Origin of the sequence: Mesorhizobium sp. M0571, from assembly GCF_040320985.1 — a bacterium.
Lineage (GTDB): Bacteria > Pseudomonadota > Alphaproteobacteria > Rhizobiales > Rhizobiaceae > Mesorhizobium.
Map to the genome: position 1 here is coordinate 139,995 of NZ_JAMYQT010000014.1, position 20,312 is coordinate 160,306.

23 protein-coding genes are annotated in these 20,312 nt (G+C 61.7%); 8 read left to right on the top strand and 15 right to left on the bottom strand.

Annotated features, from left to right (window positions below; all coding sequences use genetic code 11):
• Positions 1–19: 19 nt before the first annotated feature.
• Both NKI85_RS18345 and NKI85_RS18350 read right to left on the bottom strand, forming a co-directional pair.
• Positions 20–1,324, bottom strand: coding sequence for a M24 family metallopeptidase (locus NKI85_RS18345; protein WP_352777318.1), 1,305 nt, complete (start codon positions 1,322–1,324; stop codon positions 20–22).
• A 294-nt stretch (positions 1,325–1,618) separates the two neighbouring features.
• A complete protein-coding gene (locus tag NKI85_RS18350; protein ID WP_352777320.1) occupies positions 1,619–2,596 on the bottom strand; it encodes a GlxA family transcriptional regulator in 978 nt (325 codons plus the stop codon).
• Between the two features lie 6 nt (positions 2,597–2,602).
• Here NKI85_RS18350 and NKI85_RS18355 point away from each other — a divergent pair, with 6 nt between their 5' ends.
• Positions 2,603–2,806 carry a hypothetical protein gene (locus tag NKI85_RS18355; RefSeq protein WP_352777322.1) on the top strand — a complete coding sequence of 68 codons (204 nt, stop codon included), beginning with the start codon at positions 2,603–2,605 and terminating at the stop codon, positions 2,804–2,806.
• A gap of 174 nt (positions 2,807–2,980) precedes the next feature.
• Here the strand turns inward: NKI85_RS18355 and NKI85_RS18360 are convergent, their stop codons facing one another.
• From NKI85_RS18360 to NKI85_RS18395, 8 genes are all read right to left on the bottom strand, one after another.
• Positions 2,981–3,421, bottom strand: coding sequence for a response regulator (locus tag NKI85_RS18360; protein ID WP_352777324.1), 441 nt, complete (start codon positions 3,419–3,421; stop codon positions 2,981–2,983).
• A gap of 11 nt (positions 3,422–3,432) precedes the next feature.
• Positions 3,433–4,176 carry a sensor histidine kinase gene (locus NKI85_RS18365; protein ID WP_352777327.1) on the bottom strand — a complete coding sequence of 248 codons (744 nt, stop codon included), beginning with the start codon at positions 4,174–4,176 and terminating at the stop codon, positions 3,433–3,435.
• Between the two features lie 11 nt (positions 4,177–4,187).
• On the bottom strand, positions 4,188–5,108 hold the full coding sequence (locus tag NKI85_RS18370) for a restriction endonuclease (RefSeq protein WP_352777329.1): 921 nt from the start codon (positions 5,106–5,108) through the stop codon (positions 4,188–4,190).
• A gap of 467 nt (positions 5,109–5,575) precedes the next feature.
• Positions 5,576–6,757, bottom strand: a complete 1,182-nt coding sequence (locus NKI85_RS18375) for a cystathionine gamma-synthase (protein WP_352777331.1) — start codon at positions 6,755–6,757, stop codon at positions 5,576–5,578.
• Positions 6,754–8,178, bottom strand: coding sequence for a pyridoxal-phosphate dependent enzyme (locus NKI85_RS18380; RefSeq protein ID WP_352529992.1), 1,425 nt, complete (start codon positions 8,176–8,178; stop codon positions 6,754–6,756). The genes NKI85_RS18375 and NKI85_RS18380 overlap by 4 nt, the downstream gene beginning before the upstream one ends.
• Before the next feature lie 290 nt (positions 8,179–8,468).
• Positions 8,469–9,809 carry an FAD/NAD(P)-binding protein gene (locus tag NKI85_RS18385; RefSeq protein WP_352529990.1) on the bottom strand — a complete coding sequence of 447 codons (1,341 nt, stop codon included), beginning with the start codon at positions 9,807–9,809 and terminating at the stop codon, positions 8,469–8,471.
• 61 nt (positions 9,810–9,870) lie between these two features.
• Positions 9,871–10,323 (bottom strand): RrF2 family transcriptional regulator, encoded by a 453-nt coding sequence (locus tag NKI85_RS18390; protein ID WP_352777334.1) that lies wholly within the window; start codon positions 10,321–10,323, stop codon positions 9,871–9,873.
• Between the two features lie 147 nt (positions 10,324–10,470).
• Complete coding sequence (locus NKI85_RS18395) at positions 10,471–10,662, bottom strand: hypothetical protein (RefSeq protein WP_352777337.1); 192 nt, start codon at positions 10,660–10,662, stop codon at positions 10,471–10,473.
• A gap of 489 nt (positions 10,663–11,151) precedes the next feature.
• Between NKI85_RS18395 and tauA the strand changes: the two genes are divergently transcribed.
• The 4 genes from tauA to NKI85_RS18415 all read left to right on the top strand — a co-directional run bounded on the left by tauA (position 11,152) and on the right by NKI85_RS18415 (position 14,145).
• Positions 11,152–12,165: a taurine ABC transporter substrate-binding protein gene (gene tauA / locus NKI85_RS18400; RefSeq protein WP_352777339.1), complete on the top strand. Its 1,014-nt coding sequence runs from the start codon at positions 11,152–11,154 to the stop codon at positions 12,163–12,165.
• A 108-nt stretch (positions 12,166–12,273) separates the two neighbouring features.
• Positions 12,274–13,047 carry a taurine ABC transporter ATP-binding protein gene (locus NKI85_RS18405; RefSeq protein WP_352777341.1) on the top strand — a complete coding sequence of 258 codons (774 nt, stop codon included), beginning with the start codon at positions 12,274–12,276 and terminating at the stop codon, positions 13,045–13,047.
• Entirely contained in the window at positions 13,044–13,916 is an 873-nt protein-coding gene (locus NKI85_RS18410; protein WP_352777343.1) for an ABC transporter permease subunit, read from the top strand. Before NKI85_RS18405 ends, NKI85_RS18410 begins: the two co-directional genes overlap by 4 nt.
• 34 nt (positions 13,917–13,950) lie before the next feature.
• Positions 13,951–14,145 carry a hypothetical protein gene (locus NKI85_RS18415; RefSeq protein WP_352529980.1) on the top strand — a complete coding sequence of 65 codons (195 nt, stop codon included), beginning with the start codon at positions 13,951–13,953 and terminating at the stop codon, positions 14,143–14,145.
• Between the two features lie 49 nt (positions 14,146–14,194).
• On the opposite strand, the gene NKI85_RS18420 is transcribed toward NKI85_RS18415, so the two are convergent.
• Positions 14,195–14,380 carry a hypothetical protein gene (locus tag NKI85_RS18420; RefSeq protein ID WP_352529978.1) on the bottom strand — a complete coding sequence of 62 codons (186 nt, stop codon included), beginning with the start codon at positions 14,378–14,380 and terminating at the stop codon, positions 14,195–14,197.
• Between the two features lie 305 nt (positions 14,381–14,685).
• Here NKI85_RS18420 and NKI85_RS18425 point away from each other — a divergent pair, with 305 nt between their 5' ends.
• The 3 genes from NKI85_RS18425 to NKI85_RS18435 all read left to right on the top strand — a co-directional run bounded on the left by NKI85_RS18425 (position 14,686) and on the right by NKI85_RS18435 (position 17,412).
• Entirely contained in the window at positions 14,686–15,045 is a 360-nt protein-coding gene (locus tag NKI85_RS18425; protein ID WP_352529976.1) for a septal ring lytic transglycosylase RlpA family protein, read from the top strand.
• 256 nt (positions 15,046–15,301) lie between these two features.
• Positions 15,302–16,579 (top strand): polyhydroxyalkanoate depolymerase, encoded by a 1,278-nt coding sequence (locus tag NKI85_RS18430; RefSeq protein WP_352777346.1) that lies wholly within the window; start codon positions 15,302–15,304, stop codon positions 16,577–16,579.
• Positions 16,580–16,794: 215 nt separating this feature from the next.
• On the top strand, positions 16,795–17,412 hold the full coding sequence (locus NKI85_RS18435) for a transglutaminase-like cysteine peptidase (protein WP_352529972.1): 618 nt from the start codon (positions 16,795–16,797) through the stop codon (positions 17,410–17,412).
• A gap of 9 nt (positions 17,413–17,421) precedes the next feature.
• Here the strand turns inward: NKI85_RS18435 and NKI85_RS18440 are convergent, their stop codons facing one another.
• The 4 genes from NKI85_RS18440 to NKI85_RS18455 all read right to left on the bottom strand — a co-directional run bounded on the left by NKI85_RS18440 (position 17,422) and on the right by NKI85_RS18455 (position 20,274).
• Positions 17,422–17,790, bottom strand: coding sequence for a helix-turn-helix domain-containing protein (locus NKI85_RS18440; protein WP_352529970.1), 369 nt, complete (start codon positions 17,788–17,790; stop codon positions 17,422–17,424).
• Between the two features lie 38 nt (positions 17,791–17,828).
• Positions 17,829–18,365, bottom strand: coding sequence for a Smr/MutS family protein (locus tag NKI85_RS18445; protein ID WP_352529968.1), 537 nt, complete (start codon positions 18,363–18,365; stop codon positions 17,829–17,831).
• Positions 18,362–19,468, bottom strand: coding sequence for a murein transglycosylase A (gene mltA, locus NKI85_RS18450; protein ID WP_352529966.1), 1,107 nt, complete (start codon positions 19,466–19,468; stop codon positions 18,362–18,364). Before mltA ends, NKI85_RS18445 begins: the two co-directional genes overlap by 4 nt.
• Positions 19,469–19,566: 98 nt before the next feature.
• The gene (locus NKI85_RS18455; protein WP_352777349.1) at positions 19,567–20,274 is read right to left on the bottom strand and encodes a Tim44/TimA family putative adaptor protein; all 708 of its coding nucleotides are present in this window, start codon (positions 20,272–20,274) and stop codon (positions 19,567–19,569) included.
• Between the last annotated feature and the right edge of the window lie 38 nt (positions 20,275–20,312).

Below are 20,312 nucleotides of genomic sequence, written 5' to 3' on the forward strand. Positions count from 1 at the left end.
CGAAACTGCCTGTCAGCACTCAAACCTGCCTGTCAAGGAAATCGTCCTCATAAGGAAAGCGCGACAGGAGTTCGGTGCCGGTTTCGGTGATCAGGATCTCGTCCTCCAGCTTGACGCCCTCGCGGCCGCCTTTCTCGCCGATATAGCTTTCGACGCTGACCACCATGCCGGGCACGACAAAACCGTCGCGGCCATAGGTTTCATAATCCATGGCATGCGCGATGAACGGCGTCTCGCCATGCATGCCGACACCGTGCATGACCGAGGTATAGCGCTGGTCGACGAAGCGGTCGGGAATTTTCCAGGCCTTTTCGGCAATCTCGCGAAACGCCATGCCCGGCTTGACGATCGAGATGTTGTGCTGAACCTGGTCGTGCGCCATCTTGTAGAGCGACTTCTGGTAATCGGTCGGCCTGCCCGGGCCGCAGCGGAAGGTGCGCGAGAAATCCGAATAATAGCCGTAGCAGCCGATCGTGTCGGTATCGAGCGCCAAAAGTTCGCCAGGCCTGATCTTGCGGCCGCTCGCCTCGTTGAACCAAGGATTGGTGCGCTGGCCCGAGGTCAGCAAACGGGTTTCGATGAACTCGCCGCCTTGGCGGATCACCTCGCCATACATGATGGCGAACAGGTCGTTTTCGGAAACGCCGGGCTTGATCGCCTCGCGCACGGCATAGACCGCGGCCTCGGCGCCGGCCATCGACACCTGCAGGCATTTTACTTCCTCGGGCGTCTTGACCGCGCGCACCGCCAGGATCTCGCCCTGGCAATCGCGGACATTGCAGCCGCGCTTTTTGAGCGCCAGTGCCTGCAGATGGCTGCAGCGGTCGAGCCCAAGCTTCGTCGAGCCGCCGCCATGCGCCTTCAGCAATTCGGCGATCTCATCGGCGAACGGGCCGGCGGTTTCGTCGTCGCGGCCCGAGACCGAAGACCAGACCAGCTTGGACGGACGCGCCTCGTCGATCGTGTCGAGCACCATCGAGACATGGTAGCTCTGCGGATACTCGAACAGCACGATCGGCCCTTCGGTCGGGATGAATAAATAGCGCGTCGAGTTGCGCAGGAAATAACCGAACATGTTGCGCGAGCCGGTGGCGTAGCGCTGGTTGTAGGGGTCGAACAGCACGACGCCGCCATAGCCGGCCTCGCGCATCCAGGCGCGCAGCTTGGCAAGGCGCCCCTTGCGCAGCGCGTCGGCGTCGATGAAGGACGGCTCGGTATCGGACAGCCACATGCCGCCGGCCGGATCGGCCGCCGCCGGATGGCGCATGCGGTCCTTGAAGTCGACGTCCTCGGTGCTGTCGGGGTCAAAAACGACAATGCTCATGGGTGCCTCCTGGAAGCGGCGAGGATGGGCTATGCATCGATCAGAGGCTGTGCGAGATACCGCAGGTGTTGTGCCGGATCCCGCTGCCCCGACGCGCCGGCGATCCTTCGCGCCCCTCTCTGTCCTGCCGGACATCTCCCCCACGAGGGGGGAGATCGGCAGCTTCGCCGATGGCGCTACTCTTGCGACGTTGGCAATTGGCGAAAGCGGAGGCGACGGCCAATCTCCCCCCTTGTGGGGGAGATGCCCGGCAGGGCAGAGAGGGGCGCTGTCCCGCCAACGTCTCGCAAGGGACTACTGCCTCCGCATCACCTTCGGCGCATGCCCATGCTCCTCCCGGAACGCCCGCGCAAAGCTCGACATCGAGGCGAAGCCGCAGGCGAGCGCCACGTCGCGCACCATCAGCGTCGAATGCGCCAGAAGGTCGGCGGCGCGCTTCAGCCGCAGGCGGCGGTAGTAGCCATTGGGCGAGATGCTGAGCTCGGAGCGGAAATTGCGTTCGAGCTTGTCGGAGGAGACACCAAGCCGCCCCGCCAGCTCCGCCATGCCGAGCCGCTCTTCGACCGCGTCCTCCATGATGGCGATGGCCGACAGCACCAGCTCGTTCTGCACGCCGGTGCGCAAGCGCAGCGGCATCAGCTTGCGGTCGACGCTGGAGCGCAGCGGGCTGTGCACGAACCATTCGGCGACGCCGGCCGCAAGTTCGGCGCCATAGTCGTTGGTGACGATTTCCAGCATCATGTCGAGGCTGCCGACACCGCCGGCGGAGGTGAAGCGCTTGCGGTCAATGACATAGAGGTCGCGCCGCAGCTCGATGTCCGGGAACGCCTCGGTGAAGGCCGCCTGGCTGGTCCAGTGCAAGGTGCAGGCATGACCGTCGAGCAGTCCGGCCCGCGCCAGGAAGAACGCGGCGTCCGCCACCGCGCCGATATGGGCACCGCCGCGCAGGCTCCTGCGGATCCAGCTCACGGCATCGTCAGCGACAAGATGATCGGCATTGCCGCCCGAGCAGACGACGATGCGATCGACCTTCGGCGCATCAGCGGCGGAAAAGCCGGGCTGGATGACGACGCCGTTCGAGGCTTCGACGGGGCCTTTGGCGGCGCCGACGATGATCCAGCGATAGCAGTCCCGCTTGGCCAGCACGTTGGCCGCGCGCAACGGCTCGATGACCGAACTGAACGCCATCATCGGAAAGCCGGGGAAAACGAGGACGGCGAAGGTGAGCGGGGTGTCGGTTGGTTTAGATGAGTTGCGCGCGAGGGTGTTCATGGGTCAATGGTGCTCGTCGACATCTGGAGAGAGCGCACAATTCTGCCGAATGCGGTCGAGGTCAACTGGCGCTGGCGTTCCATCCAGGTAATCATTCATGCCAACCGTATCGGCTCGGTGAAAGCCTACGACGCATCGGCAGTCTATCGGTTTTGTTGGTCGATGCTGACGGCGTGGCAGATAGCCGCTACCGCGGAGCATAGGTCGTAACCCCGTCGACCAAACGTCCACATAGGTCATGCGCCGGCGAGCATCTCGGCGATAGGACGCCCTACACGGAGGCCCCAAGGCAGTTACCACCGTTGTGGTGGACGCGTAAAATGTGTTGCTGCTCCCCCTTTTGTTCGGTCTTGTCGACTAGCTGTGCAGCTTCAACCAGTAATATCAGTGGGCGGTAGGGTCGTAGGAAACCACCATATCGATTTCGGCTTTGATCTCGTGTGGGCGACCTTTCATTATATAGGTCATGCCCATACGCTGCGCGATCTGGGCAACTCCAGGATCCCTATGAACCGAATAAAGCATTACTTGCCGATCACGATAGCCAAAATTCCTAGCTTTGTCCGCAATATACAAGCCAGGGAAAGTTTTATACTCGATTCCTGCTGCTGCAACCTCTTCTTCCAGAGGGGGTAATACTGGGAGATTTAGATCTATAACGAGAGCCCTATAGATCTCTTTTCCGATTAACTCTAATGCATCGTTCACAGATTCGGCAGTAAGAACACGAAATCCTTTGGCCTCCAAATAATCTATTAGCCAGAGCATGTTGTGTAGCTCGTCGTCAACGACGACAATCGTTTTGTGATCGGTTGTTGTAGCCATTTTACAGCATCCTATTCCGGCGTGCCGTGCGGAAGCTTAATCAAAAACTCTAGGTCGTTAGGCAATCGAGGTTGTATTGTGAATATGCCACCATGAACGTCCTCCACAATTCTCTTGGAAATATGCAGGCCTAACCCTGTCCCAGAAGCCACTATCCTCTTAGCATTTTTGCCGCGGAACCCGAGATCCACAAACCTAGGCACTTCAAGCAAGTCCAGTGGCAAGTGCGATCGGCTTAAAACCGAAATCATCGCATTACCCGTATTTTTTTGAATCCATTGGTTGACCTCGATCTCCTGCCCCCGCGCACCATACTTTATACAGTTATCGAAAATATTCATAAGAACCTGTTTTATTAGCTCTGGATGTCCAACAACCCTGTTCTGTGTATTTCGGTCTTTAAGAGAAATTCGTATTTCCTTTGAGGCTCCGTCCTCCTGATAGAACATCGCAGATTCAATAATACTCTGCGGGAGGATCGTTATCCGCCCTTCTGCAGGGTCGATTCGGGTGAAGCTTTGCGAAAGAAACGCTAAATTCCTCATAAGGGTAATGCATTGTTCGATTTGTGCACGAGCCAGTCGAAGTCGTTGGGGCCTTCTGTGTTCCGCAATCTCACCGTTCTGCAAATTATCGAGCGTTCCGGCTACACCGTTCAACGGATTCACCACCTGATGTACGAAGTTCGAAAGAAGCGCGAGGTCTACAAGTGTTCGTCCTTCTTGTGCTAGGGACGCCGGTTCTGCCTCAGACATGTTAAAACACCTTATTTTCTTTTGCTTATTCTAAGACTCTGATCGACTTGGATCACGAGTTCCAAGTCTGACCAAATTGCTACGACCGACATGAGCCGGTTACCGGCGCTTCCTATCTTGATGCGGACCGCATCCGGAATGGCTACCAGCCAACCGCCCTGTCGCTCAAGTTGCAAGCTGAGTGCCCCAGTTATTAACCTAAACGTAGACAGGCTTGCTCGAATGGCAACATCATTAGCATCGATTGCCTGTCCGCAACGCACCCATGGATAAATTTCCAGTTGCTGCATCAACGGTAAGGGGATGAATCGTCCATATTCAGCCATATCGCGCGCTCTTACCGAGAAAAGTTCCGAAAGTGCAGACGAAGCTTCAATCGCGGGCGTCGCGTCTGTACCGAGAGTCACGGCAGCATACGCGGCCTGAGAAATTTTGCTGATTTCCAGCGCGAGATCTAAGAATTCGGCCACAGTGGAATCTGGCGACGGGCGAAGGCCATATTTGGCAGCAATTGCTGGAAAGCGGTTTGCAAGAACGTGAAGCTCGTAACCTCGCCATACACGAATGCGCGGAGAGCGTCGCGCTTCATTCCAGATGCTTATCTGCGTTTCGCAAGCTGGTGATGGGTTGGAATTGGTTACAACTAGGAGAAAGTCTGCTCGATTGGTGTCGGCGTGGGCGATTTTGCCGTAGATAAGCGGCCAATCCAGCGAGGCCGCGTACCGTTTGCACTCGACATACCAGCGCTCTCGATTCGTAAATCCACTGTAGTCGCAAGTGAACACATCGCCTTCCAAATCCCTGCCGCCGTCGGCGCCTGGTGTACGCCAAGTTAGATGTCTCATCCCGCCGGCGCTTAGAATATCGTATGTGAAATTCTCAAATTCCAATGGAGATATATCGGCAAAAGTCCTGATTTCGTGCCCCGACATGCTTATTCCCGCTAAATGGCAAATGCCATGGACCTTAGCTAGGAATCGAGGAGCGCAATACCCCCCGCGTCCGATACCCTCTTGAAAGCTGAGAGGCTAAGTCTGCAAGGATAAGACATCGAGCTTCTGCACCTAACTCGGAATGGCTAGGCGCGAAGGATTCGCCTGCGCAAAGTCGTGCAGTCGACCTGCATTTGGGACTATCGCGAAGTGATCGCTACTTTCCGCTAATCTTTGACGTGTTTCTAGAGATCGCTATCAGCGCCCATCCCATGACGCAGGTCAACGACCGAAGAGCGAGATTTGGGTTTGCGCGAAGCCTGCCGTGGTCAGGTCACTCTCATCAATGATGTGACCGGCATCGCTAGGCGGATGGCCGAGCCCGAATCCGACGCCTCAGTTGGTCGCGCTCGCGAAAAGGAAAGCCACAATTCCGCCGCTCTACGGGCTATCCGCGCGGATTCCCTTCAACTCGCCAGCGCCTGATCCAAATCCGCGATCAGATCATCGCCATCCTCGATCCCGGCCGACAAGCGCACCAGCGAATCGGATATCCCGATCTCGGCGCGTTTTTTCGCCGGGATCGAGCCGTGCGTCATCAGCGCCGGGTGCTCGATCAGGCTTTCGACGCCGCCGAGGCTTTCGGCCAGCGTGAACAGTTGCGTGTGTTCGAGGAAGCGTTTTGTCCCCGCAAGGTCGCGGTCGAGCTCGACCGTGATCATGCCGCCGAAGGCATGCATCTGCCGCCTGGCGATGGCGTGCTGGGGATGGCTGGGGAGGCCGGGATAGATGACGCGGCGTATGTCGGGGCGGCTTTCCAGCCAGTGCGCGATCTTCTGGCCGTTCGACGAATGGCGCTCCATCCTGAGCGCCAGCGTCTTCAAGCCGCGCAGCGCCAGGAAACTGTCAAATGGCCCGGAAATGGCACCGATGGCGTTCTGCAGGAATTTCAGCCGGTCGGCGAGATCCTTGTTGTCGCCGACCACCGCGACGCCGCCGACCATGTCGGAATGGCCGTTTAGGTATTTCGTCGTCGAATGCACTGATATATCGATGCCGAGTTCCAGCGGCCGCTGCAGATAGGGGCTGCAGAAGGTGTTGTCGGCGACTGAGAGCACGCCTTTGCGCCTGGCCAGTGCGGCGACGCCTTCGAGGTCGACGACACGCAGCAGCGGGTTGGTCGGCGTCTCGACCCAGAGCATTTTGGTTTCCGGGCGAATCGCGGCTTCGACCGCGGCAAGATCGGTGAAGTCGACGAAGTCGACCTGCAAATTGGCCGAGCGCTTGCGCACCCGCTCGAGCAATCGGAACGTGCCGCCATAGATGTCGTCGGTGGCGACGATATGCGCGCCTGAATCGAGCAGTTCAAACACCGTGGCGATCGCCGCCAGCCCCGAAGCGAAGGCGAAAGCGGCTGTGCCGCTTTCGAGGTCGGCCACAGCGCGTTCGAAGGCAAAGCGGGTCGGGTTCTGGCTGCGGGCATATTCAAAGCCCTTGTGCACGCCCGGGCTCTGCTGGCCATAGGTCGAGGTCGCGTAGATCGGCACCATCACCGCGCCGGTCGTCGGGTCGTGGCTCTGGCCGCCATGGATGGTGCGCGTCGAGAAGGCGAGGCGGTTTTTGCCCGTTATGGTGGCTTTGACGGTCATCGGGCGCGCCTCAGATGGTTGATCAGGTCGATGCGGGTTATCAGGCCAATGAACTCGTCGCCGTCGAAGACGATGGCGACCTCGTTGCGGTCGAACACCGGCAGCAGCGCGTCCAGCGTCTGGCTGGCCTGCAGCGTGTGCAGGGTAGAGGTCATGGCCGTACTAACCGGGGCCTTGAAGCGGTCCCAGCGGCTGTCATAGGGGCCTTCGACCTTGGCCAGGATATCGCTTTCGTCGATGATGCCGACGAGCTTGCCCTCGTCCAGCACCGGCAGTTGCGAGACATCCGAACGGCGCATGCGGCCATAGGCGTTGAGCAGGCTTTCGTCCGGGCCGACAAACACGGTGTCGCCGGTGCGGTGCGAGCGCATCACCAGATCGCGCAGATCGCCATGCTGCTCCTGCTCGGCAAGGCCCTGCTCGGCCAGCCAGAAGTCGTCGAACACTTTCGACAGATACTTGTTGCCGCTGTCGCAGACAAAGGTGACGACGCGCTTCGGCACGGTCTGCTCGCGGCAATAGCGCAGCGCCGCCGAAAGCAGCGTGCCCGACGACGAGCCGGCAAGGATGCCTTCCTTGGAAAGCAGGTCGCGGACCGCCAGCATGCTCTGCTTGTCGGGGATGGAATAGGCCTTCCTGACCAGCGACAGATCGGCATTGGGCGGGACGAAATCCTCGCCGATGCCTTCGACGGTCCAGCTTCCGGCCTCTACCATCTTGCCGGTCTTGATCAAGGGCGCCAGCACCGAGCCGACCGGATCGGCGAGGATCATCTCGGTCTTCGGCGAGACCTTTGCGAAATAGCGGCCGAGCCCGGTCAGTGTGCCGCCGGAGCCAACTCCGACGACAACCGCATCGACATCGCCTTCGAGTTGCTGGAAGATTTCCGGCCCAGTCGTGGTCTCGTGGGCGTGCGGATTGGCCGGGTTGGCAAACTGGTTGGCATAGAAGGCGCCGGGCAGCTCGGCGGCGATCTTCTCGGCCATGTCCTGATAATATTCGGCATGGCCTTTGCCGACATCGGAACGCGTCATCCGCACCTCCGCGCCGAGCGCCCGCAAATGCTGGATTTTTTCGCGCGACATCTTGTCGGGGACGACGAGGATGATGCGATAGCCCTTGGGGATGCCGACCTGGGCGAGACCGAGACCGGTATTGCCGGCAGTCGCCTCGACGATGGTGCCACCGCGCTTCAGTCTGCCCTGTCTTTCGGCGGCGGCAATCATCGACAGCGCGATGCGGTCCTTGATCGAGCCGCCGGGATTTTGGCTTTCGAGCTTAATGAACAGCCGGCACTTGCCGATGTCGAATTTGGTCAGCTCGACGATCGGCGTCTGCCCGATCAGGTCGAGAACCGAGGCATAGGGCGGGCGCAGGCGAGACGATGCATCGTCCTGTGCCACGATCTTGTGCTTGCTCATGTCAGATGCTCCGTTGCCAGGATGAGCAACCGCCCTGGAAGACGGCAACCTACCGTCTTTTCCAGCCGTTTGCAGTTGGAAAGAAGATAGATCGTGCCAATCCGACGGCCAGACGAGGAATGGGATTCCAGTTATTTGCCAGGCGCGCAGTAAGGGGTTGAGATTCAGGTCAGGCCGAGCCGAAAATGGTGGGTTTCGAGAACCGGAGCGGAGCGGACATTCGGGTCCGTGAGCACCGGAAGCGCAGAAAACCGCCGTTTGCAGGCCGGCATCACCTGAATATCGACCCGTTAGCCCAGCAGCTGCTTGCTCAGCCGCGCGCACTGCACGCGAATGTCCGGGATGGCGTCGATCTCGAAGAAGGTGCCGCGCGTCAGCGGCCCGACGGCGAGGATCTTGGCCGATACCGTGCCGTCGCTGGCGATGACCTCGCAATTCGCGCTTACGTCGAGCCCGAGCCGCAGCGGATCCGGCCGGGCCAGCCCGCGGTCGACCAGCGACCGCACCAAGCTGTTCGAGGTTGCCGAGATGTCCCGGGCGATGCCGGTGCAATCATAGATGCGGGCAACGTCGAACCTTTCGAGGCGCTGCGTGTGGCGGGACTGGACCTGCAAGGTGAAGCCGTCGCCGGCGGCGATGTCGACGACGCGCCCGGCGACAAGCCGGATGCGGCCCGCTTGCACCGCCTCGGTAACGCGGGCGTAGACTTCCGGCGCCATGCGATGGCGATGGATGTCCCACCAGGCCTTGGTGTGCTCGACAAAGCGGCGCTTGGCCGAGGACGGCCAGTTCTGCCAGATCTTCTGGTTGAACGGCCTGAGACCGTCGACAACGTCGCGCCAGTCGACGCCGGCCTTCTGGTTCTCCCGGATCAGGTCGCGGAACCAGCCGACGAAATAGGAAAGCTGGGTGCCGAGCGGGATATCGGCCACGTCGAGCCTGATCGGGTTGCCCTTGCGATGCGGCGACGGCAGCAGGCCGCGCCTGGAAACCGCGACGATCTCGCCGCGATGACCGCGCTGTTCGAGCGACAGGAAGGCGTCGACCATGCTCAAGCCGGTGCCCAGCACCATGACACGGCTGTCGGGGTCGAGCGCGGTGTCGGCCTCCGACCCCATCCTGATCGCGTGACCCTGCCCGGCCCCCGGCTCCTCGTCATGGCCGGTGGCAAGCACGGCAAGATGGGCGACGACGCTGGTGCCGTTGGCCAGCGCCACCTCGACGCCGGACGCGGTTGGCGAGATCGACAGGCTCTCCTCGCGGATCAGGCGCAGCCGGCCTGTCTGCTGCTCACGCGCCTCGAGTTCGTCGAGCAGCTCCTTGAGATAGCGGGCGTAGACGCTGCGCGGCGCGTAGACCGGCGCCTGCTCGGGCGTTGCCAGGCCGCGTGCAAGCAGCCAGCGCGAGAAGTTGCCGGGATCGTCGGCATAGGCGCTCATGCCGGCCGCGCTGACATTCAGCACATGCGCCGACAGCAGCGTTGAATAGGCGATGCCCTGTCCGAAATGCGGGCGTTTTTCAATCAGGCTGACGCGGAGATCGGGATTGGGCGATTTCAGGAGATGCGCGGCAAGCACGACGCCGCTGGCGCCGCCGCCAACAATGATAATTGAATTTGCGCGGCCGGTCATGCGCGCACCAATTGTCTCGGGGGCCGTTGGTTCCGGAATTGTCGGGTCAGGCTTTGTTGATTCAGGCCTGGATTTTCAACGCAACCGAAAGATCTTCGTCGCCGGCGATATCGCGCATCTCGGCGAGGCTGCGCTGGTCCAGCACCTCGGCGATCGCCTGCCGGACCTCGAGCATCAGATGTCGGACTTGGCATGTCGCCTCGTTGCAATCTTCACAGCGCTGATACTGGGTGCGGCTGGCGCAGGGGATCGGTGCAAGCGGCCCGTCGAGCACGCGCACGACGTGGCCGACCTTGATCTCGTCCGCCGGGCGCGCCAGGCGATAGCCGCCCTCCTTGCCCTTGCGGCTCTGGACGAAACCGGCATTGCGCAATTCGCCAAGGATGGCATCGAGGAACTTTTTCGGAATGTTGTTTCCGCGGGCGATGTCGTTGACGAAGGCGAGCTGTCCAACCGGTAGGCGCGCCAGATAGACGAGCGCCTTGAGACCGTACTTACCTTTTTTCGTGAGCATAACCCGAACGTTTCTCTGTCATGCGATGGCGCAAGGCCACCGGTTGCGAAACGCCTGGCGTGCCTCCCCGCCGCGTCCAAGCTGTCACTACAGATAAATTCTAGTGACATGATATACAAGCCGGGAAACGTTGATTTTGCTTCGTTTTCAAGCCGCAATGGCCATTTTGGCCGGGGCTTGTGCCCTTGGGAGCACAGAAGCCTCCGCCAATGGCACACCGGCAAACCGCCCGGCGACAGGAATGTCCCGATCGGCGAGAATACCGGCAGCGGCTTCTACCCGTGAATTTGAAGGCCAATGCATGCTGCGCGCGGCAATAAGGAGGGTGTCGTCGCTCATCGTCCTCTCCATCCTTCAATGTCGATAAGAATACTAGACTTATCCCTTAACACAGGAAATTCGTTTTCAATTACTCGGCCGTTCGCAGCATGGATTTGCCGGTGAACGCGCCAAAACGGAAAATTCTTGTTTGCGGCTGACGGCGCATTCGCCGGTCGCCCGAAAGACGCGAAGCGCCAGTGTGGCGAACGTCGATCGCTCCTTTCGGGGCAAATCGCAAACGTTCGACATTGCCGAGGCCTCCCTCCGTCCCCGTGGTTCGAACAGGTGCGAAGCACCGGAGCTTCGGCACCGTTCCCGTCCGCTACCGACTGCCGGCCGTCATGGCAGCAGAGCAATCCCCAGCCGCCACATCCGCCTTCGCGCCGCGTTACCGACGGCTTTTTTCTAACAAGCCGGCAATGGTTGGAAGGATTTTACTCTACAAGGATTATAGACTTAGCTGACTATGAAGGCCGATCCGGTTTTTCTGTTTTCAAGGAGCCTTTCATGTCCACCATTTCGCGACGCATCGTTCTCCTGTCCTCGGCGGCTCTGGCTGGTGCCGCCTTTCTCGGCCCAGCCCATGCGCAGGACCTCAAGATCACCATCGGCTACCAGACGGTCGTCGAACCCTCCAAGGTGCCGCAGGCCGACGGCGCCTACGAGAGCGCGACCAAGGCGGTCATCGACTGGCGGAAATTCGATTCCGGCGCCGATGTGATCGCCGCCGTCGCTTCCGGTTCGGTCGACATCGGTTACGTCGGATCGAGCCCGCTGGCGGCGGCGGCGAGCCGCGAGCTTCCCATCCAGACCATCTTCATCGTCGGGCTGATCGGCGATTCCGAGGCCCTGGTCGCCCGCAACGGCGCCGGCATCGAGAAGGTCGCCGACCTTGCCGGCAAGAAGGTGGCGGTACCCTTCGTCTCGACGACGCATTACAGCCTGCTTGCCGCGCTGAAGCATGAAGGCGTCGATCCGAAGTCGGTCGAGATTCTCAATCTGCGGCCGCCGGAAATCGCGGCGGCATTCGCGCGCGGCGACATCGATGCCGCCTATGTCTGGGATCCGGCGCTCGGCCAAGTCAAGACGTCGGGCAAAGTCGTGCTGGACTCCTCGCAGGTCGCCGCCTGGGGCGCCCCGACCTTCGACGCCTGGATCGTGCGCACCGATTTCGCCGAGAAGAACCCGGAAGCGGTACGCGACTTCGTCAAGGTGACGGGCGCCGCCTATGCCGAGTTCCTGGCCAAGCCGGACGCCTGGTCGGTGACGTCGCCGCAGGCGGCGAAGATCGCCACGATCACCGGCGCCAAGCTGGAGGACGTGCCGCAACTGCTCAAAGGCTATGTCTTCCCGACGCTCGAGGAGCAGGCATCGGACAAGTTCCTCGGCGGCGGCACCGTCAAGGCGGTCGAGGCGACATCCGCCTTCCTCAAGGAGCAGGGCAAGATCGACGCCGTGTTGCCGGATTATTCGAAATACGTGTCGTCGAAATATGTCAGCGAGGCGCTTGCCTCGAACTGACGCCAATGCGCGCGGTTCTCCTTCCCTGACGCCGCGTGCTCCCTGCCCCGAACCGCTTACGAGGAGCGGCTTCGGGGCAGACAGATTCGGAATATCGACGAGGTTCTCATGACGCATCTCGTGCTCGACAAAGTCTCGGTTCGCTATGACGGTCAGCCGGCGCCGGCGGTCGAAAATGTGTCGATCGATGCCGCCAAGGATGACTTCGTCGTGCTGGTCGGCCGTTCCGGCTGCGGCAAGACCTCGCTGCTCAATGTCGCGGCGGGGCTGGTGGCGCCGGAGCGCGGCAGCGCCGCGATCGGCGGCAGGCCGATCATCGCGCCCGGCTCGGACCGCGCCGTCGTGTTCCAGAACGATGCCTTGTTTCCGTGGCTGACCGCGCGGGAAAATGTCGCCTTTGCTCTCAGGCTGCGCGGTGTCGGGCCAAGTGAACGGGCGCGGCACGCTGACAAGCTTTTGGCCCTGGTGAAGCTCGACGGTGCCGGCGACAAGCGCATCTGGGAGCTTTCCGGCGGCATGCGCCAGCGCGTCGGCCTGGCCCGGGCGCTGGCCGCCGAACCGCAATTCCTGCTGCTCGACGAGCCGCTCGGCGCGCTCGACGCGCTGACACGCGAACGCATGCAGACGACACTGCTCGATCTGTGGACCGCCAGCCAGGTCGGCGTGCTGATGGTGACACACGGTATCGAGGAAGCGCTGGTGCTCGCCACCCGCATCATTGTGCTGGCGCCCGGCCCGGGCCGGGTGGTGCGGAGTTTCGAAACCGGCTTCAGCCGGCGCTATGCAGCCGGCGAGGCCATTCGCAGCGTCAAGGCCGATCCCGCCTTTGCGGCGGCGCGCAGCGAACTGACCGACGCGATCTTCGAAGGAGAGGCGGCGTGACCATCTCCTCCTATAGCGAACGGCCGGCCAGCAAGCTCGCCAAGGTTGACGATGAAGCCGACGCCCTGTCGGTGCCGTGGTCGCGGCCGCGCCCGAAACGCAGCGGGGTTTCGGCACGCGTGGTCAGCGCCGTCACCATTCTGGTGGTGCTGGCGGCGTGGGCGCTGTCGGCCCGCCTGCAATTGGTGTCGCCGGTTTTTCTTCCGTCGCCTGTGGCGGTATGGAGCAAATTTGTCGTCGTCGCCCGCGACGGCTTTGTCGACGCGACGCTCGCTCAGCATATCGCCGCCAGCCTAGGCCGAGTATTCGCGGCGCTGATCGCCGCCCTTGTCGTCGGCGTTCCCATCGGGCTGGCGATCGGCATCAGCACGATCGGGCGCGGCATCTTCGATCCGCTGCTCGAATTCCTGCGGCCGATCCCGCCGCTTGCCTATCTGCCGCTAGTCATCATCTGGTTCGGCATCGGCGAGCCTTCCAAGATCCTGGTGATTGCCATTGCCATGCTGGCGCCGGTCGCACTGTCGACGGCATCGGGCGTTCGCGGCGTCTCGCAGGAACGCATCAACGCGGCCCGCTCGCTCGGCGCGACGAGCATGCAGCTTGTCCGGCATGTGATCCTGCCCAGCGCGCTGCCCTCGATCCTGACCGGTCTGCGCATTGCACTCGGCGCCGGCTGGTCGACGCTGGTCGCCGCCGAGCTGGTGGCGGCAACGCGCGGGCTCGGCTTCATGATCCAGTCGGCGGCCCAGTTCCTGGTCACCGACGTGGTGGTGATGGGCATACTGGTGATCGCGGTGATCGCCTTCGGGCTCGAATTCGTCATCCGCAGGATCGAGCGCGGGCTCGTGCCGTGGGCGGGACGGGAATGACTGGGGGCCAGGAGAGACACACCAGGAGAGACATATGACGATGACCCATTCCACCGCTGTGCTGTTCGCGCATTTCGGCCATTGGCTTCGCCTGGTCAGGACCGGGGACAAACAGCCGCCTGAAGACGAACGCAAATCGCCGACGCCGGTCCAGCTGGATGCCGAGCGCAACCGCCTGCCGCCGCGTGACGAAAGTTTCTACTGGGGCTGGCAATACTGGTCGCGGTAACCGGCTCGGCATGTCTGTGCCGCAGCGGCTCCCGAGGATCGACGTCCTCTCAAATCCGCGAACGGTTCGCCCAGGCCAATCCCGCCAGGCCGACCAGCACCATCACGACCCCGGTATAGAGCCATTGCGACTGGCCGGTCATGAAGCTGCCGCCGACAAGGCCGATGCCTTGCAATGACCACAGCACGCCGATGGCGAGCACAATCAAGGCTAGCAGATTTTTGATCAATCTCATTGCTAAAACTCCTTTCCAAGTCGATCATCAGCCGCGCTCCGGCCGGAATGGAATAGCGAGAAGAAGTGGCTCGGTCACGCCAGCTTCTACTTAGATGCTAACCTCCGATCTTCCGCAAGACATCCGCAGATCGATGCAAAGATCATCAAGGAAGCTGTGCTGCGCTGCGGAAACTCTCTGACAAATTGTTTCGCGCCGACTCCAAACGTGTAACATTGCCATGGAACCGACAGATCATTGCCGCATTTGCTGCCTCATTCGCCCCTAACCGCTGCGGGTCTGTCAACGGAGCCAGTCCCCAACACATGAACAAAAGCAATCAGACCGCGCTTGTCGCGGCCACGATCGCGGCTGGCCTGATGGTCGGCGCATCCACTGCCAGCGCCGCCGCGCAGTGCGGCCGTGCCTCCTGGTACTCACTGCATTCCAGAACCGCTTCCGGCGAACGCATGAACCCGTCGGCGCTGACCGCAGCGCATCGCAGCCTGCCGTTCGGCACCAAGCTGAAGGTGACCAACCGCAACAATGGCCGCAGTGTCGTCGTGCGCATCAACGACCGCGGCCCGTTTATCAGGGGCCGGATGCTCGATCTGTCGAAGGGCGCCGCCAGTCAGCTCGGCTTCATCAGCTCGGGCCATACCGCTGTCTGCATGGCACGCGTCTAACGGTCCGGTCGCCACGGCCGGACACCTCCTCCGATGATCGTACCGATAGCCGTACTCTCTGCTACGCCTTCGCAGGTGCACATTGAGCCGGCTGTTGCCATTGAAGGCGGATTCTCAACGTCTTGGACGAAAGAACGAGCATAAATCACGCAAGTTGACGTATTGCATCGCAGCAGATTGTTGCTAACCTCCCGCAAGACACAAGGCTCGGCGCTGCTCGTCGGCCCTTCGATCGCAGTCGGCAGCGGGGTTCTCGATGTTCTACCAGCTTTACGAACTGAACCATGCCGCTTTGCAGCCGGCCCGCCTCTATGCCGATACGGTGCGCCTGTTCTACTCCAATCCGCTCAATCCGATTTCACACACGTCCTGGGGCCGCTCGATTGCAGCAACAGCCGAATTGTTCGAGCGCACGACGCGCCGCTATGGCAAGCCGCAATTCGGCCTGACCAAGACCGTGGTCGACTGGAAAAACGTCGAGGTCAGCGAACACACCGTCTGGTCGCGACCGTTCTGCAACCTGGTCCGTTTCGAGCGGGCGGTTCCTGCCGGGCGCCGGCCGGATCCGAAGCTGTTGATCGTGGCGCCGATGTCGGGCCACTATGCGACGCTGCTGCGCGGCACGGCCGAGGCGATGCTGCCCTATGCCGACGTGCATATCACCGACTGGGTCGACGCCCGCATGGTGCCGCTCGCCGACGGCAGCTTCGACCTTGACGACTATATCGACTACATCGTCGACATGCTGCATGCGCTAGGCCCCGACACCCATGTGATGGCGGTGTGCCAGCCTTCGGTGCCGGTGTTGGCGGCGGTGGCGCTGATGGAAGCCAAGGGCGATCCTTTCGTGCCCTCGACGATGACGCTGATGGGCGGCCCGATCGACACGCGCCGCAACCCGACGGCGGTCAATCTCTTGGCCGAAGAAAAGGGCATCGACTGGTTCCGCGACAACGTCATCATGCGCGCGCCCTGGCCGGTGCCGGGCTTCGGCCGCGAGGTCTATCCCGGCTTCCTGCAGCTTTCGGGTTTCATGAGCATGAACCTCGACCGCCACATCATCGCCCATAAGGACTTCTTCATGCATCTGGTGAAGCATGACGGCGACAATGCCGAGAAGCACCGCGAATTCTACGACGAATATCTCGCGGTGATGGATCTGACCGCGGAATTCTACTTGCAGACGGTCGACACCGTCTTTGTCCGCCAGGCCTTGCCCAAGGGCAAAATGACGCATCGCGGTGTTGCGGTCGACCCTTCGGCGATCCGCAATGTCGCCCTGTTCACCGTCGAGGGTGAGAACGACGACATCTCCGGCCTCGGCCAGACCAAGGCCGCGCACGATCTCTGTGTCAACATCCCGGCCGACCGGCACGCCCATTACATGCAGCCGGCGGTCGGCCACTACGGTGTATTCAACGGCTCGCGCTTCCGCTCCGAAATCGTGCCGCGCATCGTTGATTTCATTACCAGCTATGGCCGTCAGAACCGCGTTGCGGTGAAGCCAAAACTGGTCCGGACCGGCAAGAAATAGGCGATCGACGATGATGCTGCGCCCGCGACTTCGCATCAGGTCGGCCAACGCTAAAATTACCGGTTGGAACCGGTGTAGTCCATTCGAGCTGTTGCACAATAGTCGCGTTGGCGCCACGCGGGTAACCATGCCGCAAAATCAATCCATCCTCATAATTGACACGGACTGTAAATACCCCTTAACGTTTCGTTAATAACAAGGGACAAGCGGGGACAATGATTTCCTCACCAATGGCGAGAACGCTGCGCCTGTGCGCGCTGGCTGGGCTGACAATGGCAGCAGGTTGGGCCAGTTCGGCATCGGCAGCCAGCCCGATGGTGACAGGGGGCCCGACCTCGCAGCCGATCGGCCATTATGATTTCTGCAAGACCTACCCGTCCGAATGCTCGGTCCGCCCGAAGGACCTGTCGCCCGCCAGCATGACCGGCGCGCTGTGGCGCAAGCTCATGAGCGTCACCGCTCGGGTCAACGCCGCCGTCAAGCCGATGAGCGACTTCGACATCTATGGCAAGGACGAGGTGTGGGCCTATCCCGACAAGGGCGTCGGCGACTGCGAGGACTATGTCTTGGAAAAGCGCCGTGAGCTGAACCGGCTGGGCGTGTCGTTTGCCGATCTGCTGATGACTGTCGTGCGCAAGCCCGACGGTGAAGGCCACGCGGTGCTGACGGTGCGCACCGACAAGGGCGACTACATCCTCGACAATCTGACCGACCAGGTCCGTTCCTGGGACCAGACCGGCTATCGTTTCCTCAAGCGGCAGGCGATTGACAATACCGGCCGCTGGGTCTCGATCCGCGGCGGCCAGCAGGTTCTGGTCGGCTCGGTCCAGTAACAAAGCAACTCATTTCGGCTGTGCCAGCGCGGCGCGGATCGACGCAATGATGCGGCGAAGCTCGGCTTCGTCGAGCTTTTCGATGTTGTCGGCCAAGAGATTGGCAAGCTCGGTCGCCGCCGGGCTAAGGCCCGACGTGTCGAGCTTGACGCGCGGATGCGAGGTTTCGGCCAACCGCGCCAGTTCCTCGGCCTCGTCCCAAATGATGTTGAAATAGCCGATGATCTTCTGGATCAGCGTCCAGCTCGGCGCGCCGCGGCGGCCGTGTTCCAGCGCCGACAGATAGGCCGCACTGACGCCGATCGCCTTGGCCATGTCCTTCTGGCTGACGCCGCGCTCGCTTCTCAGCACGCGAAGTTTTTCGCCGAACGGGGTCACAAGCGCATCCTCATAGGTGCATCCTCATGGGTGTGTCCTCATGAGCGCGCCCGCCGCAAGCGGATATAGAGCGCGCCCGAGCCGCCATGGTTGCGGGCGGCATGGTCGTGGCTGGAGACGAGGGGCCGGAAGGCGGGCGTCGACAGCCATGACGGCACGGCGCGCCGCAAGACGCCATCGCCGCCCGACGAAGAGCCCTTGCCGGTGATCACCAGGACATAGCGGATGCCGCCGGCATGCGCCCGGTGCAGAAAGGAGAACAGCAGCGAATAGGCTTCGTCCTGGGTCAGGCCATGCAGGTCGACGCGGCCCTCGATCGGCAGCCGGCCCTTCGACAGTCTGTCCAGCGTCGGTTCGTCGAGTGCGTGGGAAACATGTTGCGCCTTCGGTTTTGCGGCCGCGGCAGGATTGGCCGCGACCTGTGCCGGCGGCGGCGCGTGCCTGGCCTCGTCGATCTCCGGCCCGACGTGTGGAATTTCGACGGCGGTTTTGCCCTTCAGCGGTTTTGCCGTGCGCGCCACCAGGTTCCATAGAATCCGGTCGTCCTCGCTCAGCCTGTCGATGTGCCGGGTCATCGGTCTGCTCCTGAAACCAGCGACCGGGGGATCAGCGCATAAAAATCGGCGGCGTTGCGGATGACGCCGGCGATCTCGCCGGCCGCGTCGCCCGACCCGGCAAACAAATCGCCGCGGGCCGGCCCGGTAATCGCCGAGCCGGTGTCCTGCGCGATCATCAGCCGCCGGAACGGTTTTTCGTCGAAGGCGGTCAGCGACGGCGCATCGATATAGAAAGGCGTGCCGAATGTGTGCAGCAGCCGGTCGACGGCGATCGAGCGGCCGGGTGTCAGCGGCACCTTGGCGGCAGCGATCGGGCCGAGCTCCCGGTCGTCGACGCCCATCTCGCGGAAGAAGATGTAGGAGCGGTTGCGCCACAGGATCTCGTCGATGCGCTCCGGATGCGCCTTGAACCAGGCGCGGATCGACTGCATCGTCACTTTCTCCAGCGGGATTTCGCCTATGTCGCTCAGGATCTTGCCCGGCCCGGTAAAGTGCTGGCCGGATTTGGCGGCATAGGTGATGCGGCGAAGCCTGCCATCGGTCATGTTGAGCCGTGCCGCGCCCTGTACGTGGATGAAGAAGGCGTCGACCTTGTCGGCGAGCCACGCGATCTCCAGGCCTTTTCCAGCAAGCGCGCCGCGTTCGATTTCGCCGCGGTCGAAATATTCGACCGGGCCGTTCGGCGCCTGGCGAGCGAAGGCGAGATAAGGGTCCATGCCGGAAGGACGATTGGCACCGTCGATATCGACAAGGTCGGCCGGGCGCGACAGCAGCGGCACCGAAAATCGGTCCGTGCGCACCGGCGAGGCTTCGACGTCGGGCTCGTAAAAGCCGGTGACGAGGCCGAAGCCGCCGTTTTCTGCTTCTATATGGGCCGGCACAAAGTGGCGCTCGAAGAAGCTTCGGGCCTCGAATCGATTCGCCGGCGAAACGGTGCGTGCTTCGGCATAGGCTTCAGCAAAGGCGTTGAAATCGATGCCGAGCGCGCCGGAGCGGTAGGGTTTCGTCAGGACATGAAAGGCCGAGCGGCGAAAGGCGGCGAACACCGGGAGATGGTCGTCCTCGTCCCAGCCGGGCAGCTGGTCAAAGGATTTTCTGCTGAAAGAGGAAGATAGCGACACCGGAGCCTCGCCGTCGCCTAACGCGCGACGCGCTTTAGGCCTTTGTTCTTATGCACGTCGTTGTCCCAAACCGCTGTGCACTTTTGGGCGACATGCATTCAATCTTCTTCTTCGGTGGCGACGAGCTTCCAGTTCGGATCGCGCGAGCGCGCGTCGCGGGCGAAGGTCCAGACGTCCTTGACTTCGGCGACGGTCTCGGGATCGCCGTCGATGACGGCGCCGGCCTTATCGCGGGTCGCCGAAATCAGTTCGCTGACGATGCGCAGCGTGATGTGCGCCTCGCTGCCCTTCATCTCGGCCGAAACGATGTCGGCCTTGTCGATGCCGACGAAGGAGGACTGGATCTTTTCGGCCTTTGCCTCGCGGTCGCCGATGGCCGCGACGAAGCCGTCATAGACCTCGCGCGACAAAAGGTTCTTCAGCGTTTTGCGGTCGCCATCGGCGTAGGCCATCACCATCATCTCGTAGGCCATCTTGGCGCCGTCGACGAAGGTCTTCGGGTCGAAGGTCGGATCATTGTCCTTGATCGCCCGCAGGCCCCGGTTGAGATCGGTGTCCGGCTTGGCAAAGGCATCGATCGCCACATAGGCATCGGCCGCCGGCTCTCCCGCCAGGCGCTTGCGCGGCAGCGAAACCACGTTCTCGGGTTTCTGGGCGGCATCCTTGTCGTTTTTGCGCCCTGCCGTATATGGATCGAAGGGCGGGCGTTCGTTGCCCGTGCGTCGGCCAAGCACGTTGCGCAGTTGGAAGAAGATCACCACCGCCGCAATCAGAAAGAAAATTGTGCCGAAGTCGAAGAAGCCCATATCTTGCGCCAATCAATCCCTGCTTTGGCCGGACCAGC